Annotated in this window: 15 protein-coding genes and 1 pseudogene; 10 read left to right on the forward strand and 6 right to left on the reverse strand. The window is 72.8% G+C overall.

The window, feature by feature from the left end:
- Nucleotides 1–936: SWIM zinc finger family protein (locus ABZ281_RS16060; protein ID WP_356655931.1), on the forward strand; the 936-nt coding region annotated here is incomplete at its 5' end.
- A 700-nt stretch (nucleotides 937–1,636) separates the two neighbouring features.
- Here ABZ281_RS16060 and ABZ281_RS16065 read toward each other — a convergent pair.
- The 3 genes from ABZ281_RS16065 to ABZ281_RS16075 form a co-directional block, all read right to left on the reverse strand.
- Nucleotides 1,637–1,909, reverse strand: coding sequence for a hypothetical protein (locus ABZ281_RS16065; RefSeq protein ID WP_356655933.1), 273 nt, complete (start codon nucleotides 1,907–1,909; stop codon nucleotides 1,637–1,639).
- Nucleotides 1,910–1,981: 72 nt separating this feature from the next.
- On the reverse strand, nucleotides 1,982–2,206 hold the full coding sequence (locus ABZ281_RS16070; RefSeq protein WP_306927290.1) for a hypothetical protein: 225 nt from the start codon (nucleotides 2,204–2,206) through the stop codon (nucleotides 1,982–1,984).
- 44 nt (nucleotides 2,207–2,250) lie between these two features.
- Nucleotides 2,251–2,484, reverse strand: a complete 234-nt coding sequence (locus ABZ281_RS16075; RefSeq protein ID WP_356655935.1) for a hypothetical protein — start codon at nucleotides 2,482–2,484, stop codon at nucleotides 2,251–2,253.
- Nucleotides 2,485–2,607: 123 nt separating this feature from the next.
- Between ABZ281_RS16075 and ABZ281_RS16080 the strand changes: the two genes are divergently transcribed.
- Complete coding sequence (locus ABZ281_RS16080) at nucleotides 2,608–2,829, forward strand: hypothetical protein (protein WP_031110278.1); 222 nt, start codon at nucleotides 2,608–2,610, stop codon at nucleotides 2,827–2,829.
- Nucleotides 2,830–2,921: 92 nt separating this feature from the next.
- Complete coding sequence (locus tag ABZ281_RS16085) at nucleotides 2,922–3,086, forward strand: hypothetical protein (RefSeq protein ID WP_356655937.1); 165 nt, start codon at nucleotides 2,922–2,924, stop codon at nucleotides 3,084–3,086.
- 14 nt (nucleotides 3,087–3,100) lie between these two features.
- Here the strand turns inward: ABZ281_RS16085 and ABZ281_RS16090 are convergent, their stop codons facing one another.
- The 3 genes and pseudogenes from ABZ281_RS16090 to ABZ281_RS16100 form a co-directional block, all read right to left on the reverse strand.
- Nucleotides 3,101–3,586, reverse strand: a complete 486-nt coding sequence (locus ABZ281_RS16090; RefSeq protein ID WP_356655939.1) for an MSMEG_6728 family protein — start codon at nucleotides 3,584–3,586, stop codon at nucleotides 3,101–3,103.
- 17 nt (nucleotides 3,587–3,603) lie between these two features.
- Complete coding sequence (locus ABZ281_RS16095) at nucleotides 3,604–4,056, reverse strand: DUF4383 domain-containing protein (protein ID WP_356655941.1); 453 nt, start codon at nucleotides 4,054–4,056, stop codon at nucleotides 3,604–3,606.
- 13 nt (nucleotides 4,057–4,069) lie between these two features.
- Nucleotides 4,070–4,528 (reverse strand): annotated as a pseudogene (locus ABZ281_RS16100) (ATP-binding protein); the annotation flags it as partial.
- Between ABZ281_RS16100 and ABZ281_RS16105 the strand changes: the two are divergent.
- The 7 genes from ABZ281_RS16105 to ABZ281_RS16135 all read left to right on the forward strand — a co-directional run.
- Entirely contained in the window at nucleotides 4,499–7,222 is a 2,724-nt protein-coding gene (locus ABZ281_RS16105; RefSeq protein WP_356655953.1) for a BTAD domain-containing putative transcriptional regulator, read from the forward strand. The pseudogene ABZ281_RS16100 and the gene ABZ281_RS16105 sit on opposite strands and share 30 nt — an antisense overlap.
- A 251-nt stretch (nucleotides 7,223–7,473) precedes the next feature.
- Nucleotides 7,474–7,650 carry a hypothetical protein gene (locus tag ABZ281_RS16110; protein ID WP_298560089.1) on the forward strand — a complete coding sequence of 59 codons (177 nt, stop codon included), beginning with the start codon at nucleotides 7,474–7,476 and terminating at the stop codon, nucleotides 7,648–7,650.
- Between the two features lie 203 nt (nucleotides 7,651–7,853).
- A complete protein-coding gene (locus tag ABZ281_RS16115) occupies nucleotides 7,854–9,101 on the forward strand; it encodes an amidohydrolase family protein (protein WP_356655943.1) in 1,248 nt (415 codons plus the stop codon).
- 14 nt (nucleotides 9,102–9,115) lie between these two features.
- On the forward strand, nucleotides 9,116–10,018 hold the full coding sequence (locus tag ABZ281_RS16120; protein ID WP_356655945.1) for a TIGR03619 family F420-dependent LLM class oxidoreductase: 903 nt from the start codon (nucleotides 9,116–9,118) through the stop codon (nucleotides 10,016–10,018).
- A 309-nt stretch (nucleotides 10,019–10,327) separates the two neighbouring features.
- Entirely contained in the window at nucleotides 10,328–10,537 is a 210-nt protein-coding gene (locus ABZ281_RS16125; RefSeq protein ID WP_356655947.1) for a hypothetical protein, read from the forward strand.
- On the forward strand, nucleotides 10,534–11,319 hold the full coding sequence (locus tag ABZ281_RS16130; protein WP_356655949.1) for a sigma-70 family RNA polymerase sigma factor: 786 nt from the start codon (nucleotides 10,534–10,536) through the stop codon (nucleotides 11,317–11,319). The genes ABZ281_RS16125 and ABZ281_RS16130 overlap by 4 nt, the downstream gene beginning before the upstream one ends.
- Nucleotides 11,316–13,003: M48 family metallopeptidase (locus ABZ281_RS16135; protein ID WP_356655951.1), on the forward strand; the 1,688-nt coding region annotated here is incomplete at its 3' end. The genes ABZ281_RS16130 and ABZ281_RS16135, both read left to right, overlap by 4 nt.

The raw sequence follows: 13,003 nt of genomic DNA on the forward strand, positions 1-13,003 counted from the left end.
GTGGACGATGTCGAGGCGCTGCGTCGCCATCTGGGACTGGAGCGGATGGACGTGCTCGCGCACTCGGCGGGCGGCAGCCTGGCCACACTGCCCACCGAGCTCGATCCGGAGTGCTCCTGCCCCGACTGGGGACACCCCTGCAAGCACGCCGCCGCGCTCTGCTACGCCATCGCCGCCACCATCGACACCGACCCATTCGTGCTCTTCACGCTGCGCGGCCGCGGTCGCGAGGAGGTCTTCGCCCGACTGCGCGCACTCCGTACGACAGCACTGGAGACCGCCGCCTCACCCACACCGGCCGGTATCCCGGCCGCCGCCGCATACGCCCACTGGGCCGAAGAGGCTCCCGAGCTGCCCGAACTCCCGGAACCCGCCGCCCACACCACGGCACTGCCCGTCGCCCCGCCACCCGGCACCGGCCTGGCCGCCGCGGACCTGGAACGCCTCATGGCCGACACCACCGCGCGCGCCGCCCGGCTCCTCGCGGGCGACACCGCCGACCTGCACCTGACCCAGCACCAGGACGCAGTGCGCATCGCCGCAGGCCACCCCGGACCCGAGTGGTTCCACCACCTGATCCGGAACACCGGCACCAACCCCACGGTCTTCGCACGCCTCACCCGCGCCTGGCGCCACGGCGGCCCCACGGGCATCACCGTCGCCGAACAGCCCCACACCCCCGACCCGGCGGTGATGAGGGCCACCCGCACCGCCCTGGACGCGGCCCTCACCGAGATGACCGACTCCCCCACACACCTCAGAGTTTGGCGCAACCGCCTCACCCTCACCCACCACGGCATCCAGCTGCGTCTGGGCCGCGACGCCCGCTGGTACCCCTATCTCCAGGACGACGACGGCGAATGGTGGCCCTCGGCACCAGCCGACAGCGACCCGGTCACTGCGCTCACCTCTGCCTGGTCGCAGAAGGGGGAGTAAGGAGGCTATTCCCCGCTGACCAGGGGCCACGAGCAGAAGCTGGGGGCACACTCACGCCGCTCCACTTCCGTGGTCGCGGTTCTGGTCGCATTCACCGGCGTACGGCACCGTTCAGTAGCTCCGCCCGCACCTGCGTGTTGGGGGCAGCCCCTCACGAGTTCGAATCTCGCATCCTCCGCCAGCCCAGAGGGCCGGACCGCGAAAGGGGTCCGGCCCTCTGGCGTTTCCCGCTCAGGAGGATTTCGCAGCGGTCCGCTTGGCGCTCCTGGTCTTGCCGGATCCCATGCCACCGGTCTTGCCGGACCTCGTGGCGCTTCGGGGGCGCTGCGGCGGGTGTGTTCTTCCGCTCGGGCTTCTCCCCCGGTGCCTCGGACCGCGACCGTGTCGCCCGTGCCGGGGCGGTCGTCCACTTCAGTTCGATCTCCAACTCGATCTCCCCGTCGCCGATCTCGACCTCCAGCTCGCTGTGCAGGTCGTCGGGGATGCGCAGGCCCAGTGTTTTCCGGGACCGAGTTCCAGCTCGGCGTCCCCACCCTCCCTGAGCGCGTCTGCGAGTGCCGTGAGCTGGTCGGCGGCCTCCTGGCGTGACAGCGAACGCTTCTGCTCGAACTTGAGGTCCTCCATGGGTGCCCTCCGAAGCGGCAACGGCACAAAAGAGTGGACAAGTCCATCTTGGCGCGTTGTGAAGGCTGGGACATCCTCATGCCGCCCGCGGGCAGAGGCGTACTTTCACGCCCTCGTACTCCGAGTCCCACGGCGTACCGCGCTCCAGGGTCCGACGCCCCTCGTCGAGCATCGCCCCGCGCACCCGCAGCGCCGAGTCCATGAGCCTCCGCCACTGCCACTCGGTGTCGAAGGCGCGCCGGGAGCGCTCCGTCGAGTCGACCAGCCACCGGGCGGCCTCTTCCATGCCTTCCACGGACTGCGAGGCCGGGCCGGCCCCTTCCAGGTCCCACGTCATCCACAAAGCCACGGCACCAATGTCCCGTTCACCGGCGGCGAGCGCACTCCGAGGCGCCGTCCGTGGAACCGGGCTCTCGACGGGTCAGCCGCCCGCCTGCGGGCCCCAGTGCTCGGGTCCCACTCCGCGCCAGTCGATCCACGGCACCTCCGCCACGTCCGCGGGGTCGATCTCCAGGCCGGCGCGGCGGAGGAACTCCGCGACATCGGTCACGTTGTGGGCGAGCCCGAGGATCTCCCCGTCCACGCGCACGCGGCGGCCGCCCGAGGGCGACGGTGGGTGCACGATCACGCGAATCGGTCCGGCCATACCTTCAGGATCATCCGGGACGTACGGTCCCGCAGGCCGGCGCGTCACCCGTGGAGCCGCTCACGCACGCCCCCGGCCGTCCGCCCCAGCTCGCGCAGCTCCCACCACGCCGCCGGGCTGGGCCGTCGCCGCTGCCAGTAGGGGTGGAAGAACGCCTGAGCCGACAGGCGGTACAGACGTCGGCGCAGCTCGGTGCGGCCGGGCCGGTCGGCGAGCTGGCGGTAGGTGGCACTCCACTCCTGTCGCGCCCGGACGACGTCGTCGGGAAACGTTCGCATGGCCGAATTCAATCACGTGTTCGATTTTTCGAGCCAGTGAAACGCTTCTCTTACGTCTCGGTTCGGGCACTGGACGTGGACAGCCGCAGCGCGATGGGCGTCAGTAGGCGCATACTGAGACCAATGACAAAGCCTGCTGCTCCTAAGCGTCATTTGCCTACCAGCCCCTTCAAGGCTCCGGTCGCCCCCGCTCCCAAGCACTTCGCCGTGGGTGACCAGGTCACGCACGACATGTACGGGCTCGGCCGGGTCATCGGCATCGAGGACGGAATCGCCGCGCTCGTCGACTTCGGTTCGGCGCAAATGCGGATCCTGAGCCCGTACGCCAAGATGACCAAGCTGTAGGACCTCCGTGCCCGGTCAGGGCACGCCTGGCCCTGACCGGGGCCAGTAACGAAAAGAGACCTCTCATCGAACCGACTTCGCTGTTCTCCGCCGTGGAAGGGCAACCCCGCCGTTCCCGTGCGGCCTCGCCGTCTCCGGCGACCAACCCCTTCCAGGCCCCGGACTTCGGGGAGGACGAGACCTTCCCGTTCGACGACGACGTGACGGAGCAGCCCGCACCGTCCGGGCGTCCCGCGGCGCGCCGCAGGGCCGCCTAGTCCCCAGGGACCCGTCAGTTCCGGGACGGTCGCCCGCCCGTGCGGTCCGACGTCGGCCAGACGTACGGCAGATCGCCGGGGACGTCCGGGAAGAGGGTCGCGTAGGTCTCGGGGGCCTTGCGGACCAGGGCCGAGCGGTGGCTTTCGTGGAAGGGGCCGTCGCCGAGCCAGGGCGGCAGTTCACCCTCTGCGGCCAGTCGGTGCTGTTCGCGGATCGGGGCATGGGGGCGGGTCGCCGCGAGGTCGGCCACGAGCGTCGCCGCGCAGGTGTCCGGGCGGCCCTGCTCGCGCCAGACGCGGCACATCTCCAGGCCGTAGCGGACCAGCGCCTCCTCGTAGCCGAGCCACATCTTCACGGCCGGGTGGCGGCGCCACCCGTAGCCGGGGACGACCAGGCCGCGCAGGACCTGCAGCGCCTCGACGCGTTGTTTGCCGAGCCGGCTGCGGTCGAGGGCCAGGGCCGTGGTGCGGAAGTCGGGGTAGGGCAGGAAGGTCTGCATGCCGTCCTCGGTGATCCTTACCGTGCGTCGGTGCGCGTGGCGCGCCGACCTAGGGCCAGCGCCAGGCCGATCATGGCGATGCCCAGGGCGAAGTGGAGCCAGTCGTCCGCGGTGTTCAGCGGCACGAAGTTGGCGTCGCTGTCATGGCCGACCGACAGGCCGTACACCCACAGCACCAGGTAGACGGCACCGCCGACCAGCAGGTACGAGTACGCCCCGGCGGCCGTGCCCGCGAGGATCAGACCCGTGAGGCCGTAGGCCAGGTGCACGAGGTTGTGCAGGATCGACACCTGGAACAGGCCGAACAGTTCGGCGCCCGATTCGTGCGAGGCGAACTCCAGCGAGCCGTAGTCGGTGGTGATGCCGGGGATGAAGCCCAGCGCGCCGACCACGAGGAACACCAGGCCGACCAGCAGGGCGGCCTGCTGGACGGGGGCGCGGGCGGCCCGGTGGGACGCGGGTGTGCTCATGACCGGAGGCTCCTCACGCGGGGGACAGGGTCTGTTCCGCCCAGATGGTCTTGCCCACGGCGCTCTGGCGGGTGCCCCAGCGCTCGGTCAGCCGGGCGACGAGGAGCAGACCGCGGCCGCCCTCGTCGTAGGTGCGGGCGCGCCTCAGGTGGGGAGCGGTGTTGCCGCCGTCCGAGACCTCGCAGATCAGGGTCGAGTCGTGGATCAGGCGGAGCTGGACCGGCGGCTCGGCGTGCCGGATGGCGTTGGTGACGAGCTCGCTGACCACCAGTTCCGTGACGTACGCGGCGTCGGAAAGCCCCCACCGCTCCAGTTGCGCCACCACGTCCTTGCGGGTCTGCGCGACCGCGGACGGGTCGGCCGGCACCGACCAGGTGGCGACCTGCCGCGCGTCGAGTGCACGCGTACGGGCGATGAGCAGGGCCACGTCGTCGGCAGGGCGCTGCGGCAGCAGGTCGTCGAGGACCGTGTCGCGGCCACCGCCTCCGCCGTCCTGGTCAGCGAGTCCGGCGGCTACGCGGTCCGCGACCTCGCCGAGGACGCCCTGGACCTCATCGTCGCCCAGGACTTGGCGACCGAGGCCGAGAAGGCCCGCTCCGCGGGCGACCTCTGCCACGCCCGCGAGACGTTGCGCCGCGCCCTCGCCCTGTGGGACGGGGAGACCCTGGCCGGAGTGCCGGGCCCGTACGCGGAGGCCCAGCGCGTCCGGCTGGAGGAGTGGCGGCTCCAGCTCGTCGAATCGCGCCTGGACATGGACCTGGAGCAGGGCTGCCACGCCGAGGCCGTCTCGGAACTCACGGCCCTCACCGCGGCCCATCCGCTCAGGGAGCGGCTCCGGGAGCTCCTGATGCTGGCGCTCTACCGCAGCGGCCGCCAGGCCGAGGCACTGGCCGTCTACGCCGACACCCGCCGCCTGCTCGCCGACGAACTCGGCGTGGACCCGCGCCCCGGCCTGAGTGAGCTGCAGCAGCGGATCCTCCAGGCGGACCCCGGGCTGGCGGAACCCGCCTCCCCGGCGCCCGAGCCGGCCTCCGCCCCGGTCCGCCCGGCACAACTGCCCGCGACGGTCCCGGACTTCACGGGCCGCGCGGCCTTCGTACGCGAACTCGGCGACATCCTCGCCTCCGCCGAGGGCCGGGTCATGGCGGTCTCGGCCCTGGCCGGCATCGGCGGCGTCGGCAAGACGACCCTCGCGGTGCACGTGGCGCACCAGGCGCGCGCGGCGTTCCCGGACGGGCAGCTGTACGTCGACCTCCAGGGCGCGGGCGCCCGGGCGGCGGAGCCGGAGACGGTCCTGGGCTCCTTCCTGCGCGCCCTCGGCGCGGCCGACTCGGCGATCCCCGACTCCCTGGAGGAACGCGCGGCCCTCTACCGCTCGGTCCTCGCCGGGCGCCGGGTGCTGGTCCTGCTGGACAACGCCCGGGACGCCGCCCAGGTGCGCCCCCTGCTGCCCGGCACGGACGGCTGCGCCGCGCTGGTCACCTCCCGGGTGCGGATGCTGGACCTGGCGGGGGCCCACCTGGTCGACCTCGACGTGATGTCCCCGGACGAGGCGCTGGCGCTGTTCACGAAGATCGTGGGCGAGGAGCGGGTCGCGTCCGAGCGGAAGGCCGCGCTCGACGTGGTGGCGGCCTGCGGTTTCCTGCCGCTGGCGATCCGCATCGCGGCGTCCCGGCTGGCGGCCCGCCGCACCTGGACGGTGTCGGTCCTCGCGGCGAAGCTCGCCGACGAGCGCCGCCGCCTGGACGAACTCCAGGCCGGCGACCTGGCCGTCAAGGCGACCTTCGAGCTCGGCTACGGCCAGCTGGAACCCGCCCAGGCCCGCGCGTTCCGCCTGCTCGGCCTGGCGGACGGCCCCGACATCTCCCTCGCCGCCGCGGCGGCGGTCCTGGACCTGCCCGCCGAGCACACGGAGGACCTGCTGGAGTCCCTCGTGGACACCTCCCTCCTCGAATCGGCGGCCCCCGGCCGCTACCGCTTCCACGACCTGGTGCGGCTCTACGCGCGTGCCTGTGCGGAAAGGGACGAACTCCCCCCGAGCGAACGGGGCTCGGCACTGTCCCGGCTGCTGGACTTCTACCTGGCGTCCGCGGCCGGGGTGTACGCGATCGAGCGACCGGGCGACCGGCTGGTGGAACATCTGGAGCCCACGTCGTACCCGGGGCTGCGGTTCGACAACCGGCACGCGGCGCAGGACTGGCTGTACGCGGAGGCCATCTGCCTCCTCGCCTGCGTACGGCAGGCCGCGGGGCGGGCGGAGACCCTTCCCCGGGCGATCGACATGCTGTGGGTGGCGCACGATCTCTCCGAGTCGGGGGCCAACTCCAAGGAGTACGAGGCGACCGCCGAGGCGCTCGTGGGCGCGGCCCGGTCGCACGGGCTCGGGCGGGCGGAGGCGCGGGTGGAGGCGCGGGCGCTGATGACGCTCGTCAACGTCCATCACGTGAGCGGCCGTTTCGAACGGGCCGAGGAGGAGGCGGAACGGGCCATCCTCCTCGCGCAGGAGTCCGACGACCTGCTCCCCGTCTGCTGGGCGCGCAACGCGCGCGGCATCATCGCGCTCTACCAGAACCGCCACACGGACGGCGAGGAGCACCTCTCCCGGGCCATCGAGCACTTCCGGGCCCTGGGCGACCGCCCCGGCGTGGCCGCCGCTCTGTGCAACCTGTCCCGGATCCATCTCGCGACCGGGCGCACCCAGAGCGCGGTCGCGCTGGCCCAGGAGGGCATCGACATCTACGACGCCATGGGCAACTCCCTGCGCGGGGCGAACGCCCGCTACGCCCTCGGCCTCGCCCTCACCCAGAGCGGGGAGCTGCGCAGTGCCGCCGACCGGCTCCAGGAGGCGCTGGAGGTGTTCCGGGACAGCAGGCAGCGCCTCTGGGAGGGCATGAGTCTGTTCCGGCTGGCCGAGGTGGATCTCGCCGCCCGGCGTGCGGCGCGGGCCGCCGCCAACGCCGAGATGGCCCTCACGGTCCTCCGCGGGATCGGCGGGGAGTGGCGGCGGGGCAACGTCCTCACGGTCCTCGGACGCGCGCTGAGCGGCATCGGCCAGACCGGCAGGGCGCAGGTCTGCTGGCAGGAAGCGGCCGGCATCTACGAGGAGCTGGGCTCGCCCGAGGCCGCCGAGGTGCGAGCGCTGCTGTCCCCGGTGCAGGCGGCCTGAGGCGAGGCGAGCCGGAGCGACGGGTCGGGGCGGGGCGCCGCGTCGAGGCGTTCATCATTCGTTTATCCCCCCGCGCCATGATGAACGCAGTCGATCCGTCGCGTCGGGGGGCAGACGGGTCACCGCACGGGCCTCGCTCCGGTTGTTCGGGGCGAGCGGCCCGGGTGGGCCCGCCCGGGCACCCTCGGGGGAGTGGCCGGGCGGGCCCGCCGACCTCACTGCTTGAACCATGCCAAGGGGAGTTGACGATCATGGGCAACGAGCTCAAGCCGCAGGACCTGCACGCCACGGACGAGCCGCTCGGGACCGAGGACCTGCACGCCACGGACGAGGGTGCCGTCAAGAAGCAGGACCTGCACGCCACGGACGAGCCGCTGGAGACGAAGGACCTGCACGCCACGTCGGAGCCTTTCAAGCCGACGAAGTAAGCCACCGTTACACGGGGTTCGGCCGCGGCGGCGCGGAGGGGGAGCCGTCGCGGCCGAGGTGTGTCCGGAACCAGGACGTTCCGTCGGCCGGCGGATGGGCCGGATCCGGACGGGGGTGCCCAGGTGCGGGGAGGGGGCTGGAGCCCAAGTGCTCCGGTACCGCGTAGCTGACGGTCCGTCAGATCGGCGCTACCGTGAGCGGTATGGACACCCACGACAGCACGTTTCCGCTGATCATCTCCGTGGACGACCACACCGTGGAGCCCGCGAGCGTCTGGCAGGACCGGCTTCCGGGGAAGTACCGGGAGGTCGGACCGCGTATCGTCCGGGCCCCCGTGAAGGAAATGACGTTCCTCGGAGGCCGCTTCAAGCCGGTGATGGGGCAGCCCGGGGACGAGGGGCCGGTCGGGGACTGGTGGGTCTACGAGGAGCTGCGGCGGCCCCTGACCCGGCTCGACACCGCCGTCGGGTACGACAGGGACGAGATCCGGCTCGAGGTCATCACCTACGAACAGATGCGGCCCGGCTCCTACGACGTCACCGCCCGGCTCGCCGACATGGACGTCAACCACGTCCAGTCCGCCCTGTGCTTTCCGACCTTCCCGCGCTTCTGCGGCCAGACCTTCACCGAGGCCAAGGACCACGAACTGGGCCTGCTCTGCGTGCGCGCCTACAACGACTGGATGGTGGAGGAGTGGTGCGGCCCGGACGCGCACGGCCGGCTCATACCCCTGCCCCTCATCCCGCTCTGGGACGCCGAGCTGGCGGCGGCGGAGGTCCGGCGCAACGCCGCCCGCGGGGTGCGGGCCGTCGCCTTCTCCGAGATACCCCCGTTCCTCGGACTGCCCTCGATCCACACCGACGGCTGGGACCCGTTCCTCGAGGCCTGTGACGAGACCGGCACGGTCGTCGCCATGCACATCGGCTCCAGCAGCCGCATGCCCTCCACCTCCGCCGACGCCCCGCCCGCCGTCGGCTCCACCATCACCTACGCCAACTGCTGCTTCTCCATGGTCGACTGGCTGATGAGCGGTAAGTTCGAGCGGTTCCCGAACCTCAAGGTCATGTACGCCGAGGGGCAGATCGGCTGGATCCCCTACATCCTGGAACGGGCCGACGTGGTGTGGGAGGAGAACCGCGGCTGGGGCGGTGTCGCCGACAAGGTGCACCGGCCGCCGTCCGAGCTGTTCGCCGAGCACGTCCACGGCTGCTTCTTCGACGACGCCTTCGGACTGCGCAACCTCGACTCCATCGGCGTCGGCAACGTCCTCTACGAGACCGACTACCCCCACTCCGACTCCACCTGGCCCAAGTCCCGAGAGGTCGGCGAGGCACAGATGGGGCACCTGGAGCCGGAGGTCGTGGAGCGGATCGTGCGCGGCAACGCCATCGAGCTGCTCGGGCTGACGGAGGAAGGGCTGTGGCCGGGCGGCGCCGGTGGCGCGCGGTGAGCCTGCGGTACGGGATGCAGCTTCCCGTCCAGTCGCAGAGCACCCTCTACGCCGAGGCGTGGGAGGCGGAGGCCGGGCCGGACGACCTGCTGGCGATCGCCCGCGCCGCCGACCGGGCCGGATTCGACTACCTGGCCGGTTGTGATCACGTCGGCATCCCGCGCCGCCTCGCCGCCGCGATGAGCACCGTCTGGTACGACCCCGTCGCCACGCTCGCCTTCCTCGCCGCCGCCACCGAACACATCCGGCTGCTCAGCCATGTGGCGATCGTCGGGCTGCGGCACCCGCTGCTCACCGCCAAGCAGTACGCCACCCTCGACCACCTCAGCGCAGGCCGGCTGATCCTCGGGGTCGGCGCCGGGCACGTCCAGGAGGAGTTCGAGGCCCTGGGCGTGGACTTCCGGCAGCGCGGCCCCGTGCTCGACGAGTGTCTCGACGCCCTGCGTGCCGCCCTGGGGCCGGAGGAGTTCCCCGAGCACCACGGCACGCTGTACGACTTCGAGGGGCTCGGGCAGCGGCCCCGCCCGGCGCAGGACCGGGTTCCCGTCTGGGTCGGCGGCTCCTCGCCCGCCGCCGTACGACGGGCCGCGCTCAAAGGCGACGGCTGGCTGCCGCAGGGGGATCCGAGGGACCGGCTGCCCGCGCAGATCGCACGCATCAGGGAGCTGCGCGAACAAGCCGGTGTGCGGCGCCCGTTCACCGTGGGCGCCATCGTGGAGCCGCTGTACGTCGGCACGCCCCGGTGGGAGGTGGGGCGCCGGACCCTCACCGGTGGTCCGCGGGAGCTCGCCGAGTCGCTGCGGGCGTACCGGGCGATGGGCGTGCACCAGATCCAGGTGCGGTTCCGCAGCCGGAGCAGGCGCGAACTCCTCGACCAGATCGCCGCGTTCGGGACCGAGGTGGGGCCGCTGCTCTGAGGGGGCATCGTCCTGCGGGCGCCCGGGTCACGCGGCCTGTCACCGCGCCGGACCCCCACGAGGACGGGGCACCCCTGCCCAGGGCTCTGTGCCTTGCGACGCACAGCACCAGACCACGCGACCTGATCGGACGCTCATGGTGCAAGGACCGCTGAGGACGCACACCGACGGGCCGTGACACACCGATACCGGGTGTCGCCGGAGCGTGCTGCGGGAATTCTCGAAGTGCGGGTAAACACTCTGCCGCTCAGGTGCTGTTACTGGGCAGGACACACCATTCGTCCACGGACACAGGAGAGTGCTTGCCCGATGCGTGACACGGTAACCGTAGTGGCCCTGGTGGGCGTGGTGACGGCGTTCCCGAGGGTGCTGATCTTCTGCCTGATGTGCCGGGAACGGCGGCGGCTCGTGGTAGTGGCCCGGGCCTGCGGACACGACGGATTCGTCCTGGAACACCGCGGAGCGGACCGCGCACGACTGGCGCTGAGGCAGGCCCGGGGAGAGGACGCACGCGGATGACGACGGAGAGGGCGGAGATCGAGGAGGCCGGCGGGACGGCCGACGGGGGATTCGCGGGCTTCTTCGAGCGCTCGTATCCCGGCATGCTGGCACGTGCCCTCCTGCTGTGCGGCCACCGCCAGGACGCCGAGGACGCCGTCCAGGAGGGGTACGCGGAGGCTTTCCGCCGCTGGGAGCGGCTGCGTGCCTACGACGCGCCCGACGCCTGGGTGTACCGGGTCGTCCGCCAGCGGCTGTGGGCGGCCGGCCGCCGTCGCGCTCGGCGCCGCTCGGCCGAAACCCGGCTGCCCCAGCCGCCGCCGACGGCGAGCGTGGAACAGACGGCCGAGGCGCGCGCCGTGCTGTCCGCCCTGGCCGGGCTGCCGCCCCGGCAGCGGACCGTGCTGGTCCTGCACTGCCTGGAGGGGATGACGCAGGCGGAGATCGCCGAGGAACTGGGCCTGCGGCGGGGCTCGGTCGCGGCTGGTGTGTTCAGGGCCCGCAGGCACCTCGAGAGGGGGCTCGGCATGGTGGACGACGAGGGCGGGGGCGACCGGGACGGACTGCACGGCTGGGACGAACTGGTGCCGTCCGGCGCCTTCCGGGACGCTCCCGCCGCGAACCGGATCGCGGGGCCGGAGCCGGCGGATCCGCTGGCCGGAGCACTGCGGCGCACCGAGCTGTGGCTGCGCGGAGGGGTCGCCGCCCGGTCGGACGCGCTGGATGCGGCGCTCGCCGCGGTGACCGGGGCGGTCGGGTCGACCCGGGCGGCTGGGCCCGAGGGGACGGGGGACCGGACGTGACGGCCGCCCTGCGCTCCCTGCTGGCGCTGACCCTGGTGGTGGGTTTCTACCTGCTGGCCGTCGCACTGACCGTGGGCTACGCGGTCTTCGGCGCGCAGACGATGCGGATCATGTTCGATCCGGAGACCCGGTGGGGCTGGCCGATGTCGCCGGTCTACGCCGTGTTCGGCGTGCTGGCCGCTCTGGCGCTGACGAGGGTCTTCGTACCGGACCGCCACCGGCCCCGTCCCGGGACCACACCGGTCGACCTGGACGACGCCCCGGTGCTGTGGGAGACGGTGATGGAGCTGGCGGACGCGGTGGACGCGCCGATCCCCACGGACATCCGCGTCACCCTGGAGCCGAACGCGGCGGTCGGCGAGGGCCCCTCCCACGGCGGCGGCCGGTGCCTGTACGTCGGGCTGCCGCTGCTGGCCGTGTTGCGGGCGGACGAACTGCGCGCGGTGCTCTGCCACGAACTGGGCCACTACTCGCGCGGCCACACCCGCTTCGCCGCGACCGTGTACCAGGGGGCGGTCGCTCTGGACCGCGCACAACAGAGCTTCGCACGACCGGAGGTGGGCAACCCCGTCGGCACCGTTTACACCGGCTTCCAGCATCTGACGGTCGCCGCGTACGCCTGGATGTACCGGGCGTTGTCCTTCGCGGTCAGGCGTCGCCAGGAGCTGGAGGCCGACGCGGCGGCCGCCGCGGTCGCGGGGGGCCGGGCGACGGCCGACGCCCTGGGCGCCATCGGCACGGTCGCCGGGGCCTGGGAGGACTTCCGCGCTCGCTACCTCACCCCCATGGCGGAGGCCGGCAGGCTGCCCGACGACCCGATGGCCGCCTTCTCCGCGATGTTCACCGACGCCGGGTACCGCGCGGTGCTGGACCGCCGGTGCCGGGAGCGCCCGCAGGAGCGGCGGCGGCTGTTCGACTCGCACCCGCCGCTCAGCGAGCGGCTCCAGGCGCTTCAGCGGCGCCCGTCGTCGCCGGACCACGGTGACCCACGACCCGCCACGGCGTTGCTCGGCCCCTCGGGCACCCTGCCGACGGGGGTGCTGACCGCGCTGCTGTCCGAGGCGGCGCCACCGGACGGGGAACTGTCCACGATTCCCTGGCGGGAATGGCGGTCCCGGGCGGAGGAGTGGCGAACCGTCCGTGCCGTGACGGATCTGGACGCGGCCCTGGGACTCCTCGCGCACTCCCGCCGGACGCTCGGCGGTGTCCTGGACCTCGTCGAAGCGGGCCGGGGCAAGGAGCTGGCGCAGGCGCTGCGGGACGTCCGCTGGGGTGCCCGGCAGTGGGGTGATCTCGGCGAGGAGCGGTCCGCGGTGGCTTTACGGGTGCTCGTGGGGCAGAGCCTGGCCGACGCCGGCCGGGCGGGCTGGCGGGCCGACTGGACCGGGCGGCCCGGGGTGCCGGTCCCGGCGGACACCGACGCGGTCACGGCACTGGAGGCGGTGGCCGGTGCGGTCGAGGGCCCCGGGCAGGCGGCCCGGCTCCGGTCCGCGCTCCTGCGCTGTGAGGTCGCCCTGGAGACCCCACTCGCCTTGGCCGGTCCCGCCGCCGGTGTTCCGTCCCGGGCCGCCGGACCGGCCCGGCCCGCCGAGCCGGCCGGCCGGGGACGCCCCGCCGGCCCGCCGCGGAAGCTCCAAGTGGGAGCGTTCCTGGCGTCCGTGGTGACGTTGCTGTTGTTCTACGG

It is taken from the genome of Streptomyces sp. NPDC006265 (assembly GCF_040613555.1).
Lineage (GTDB): Bacteria > Actinomycetota > Actinomycetes > Streptomycetales > Streptomycetaceae > Streptomyces.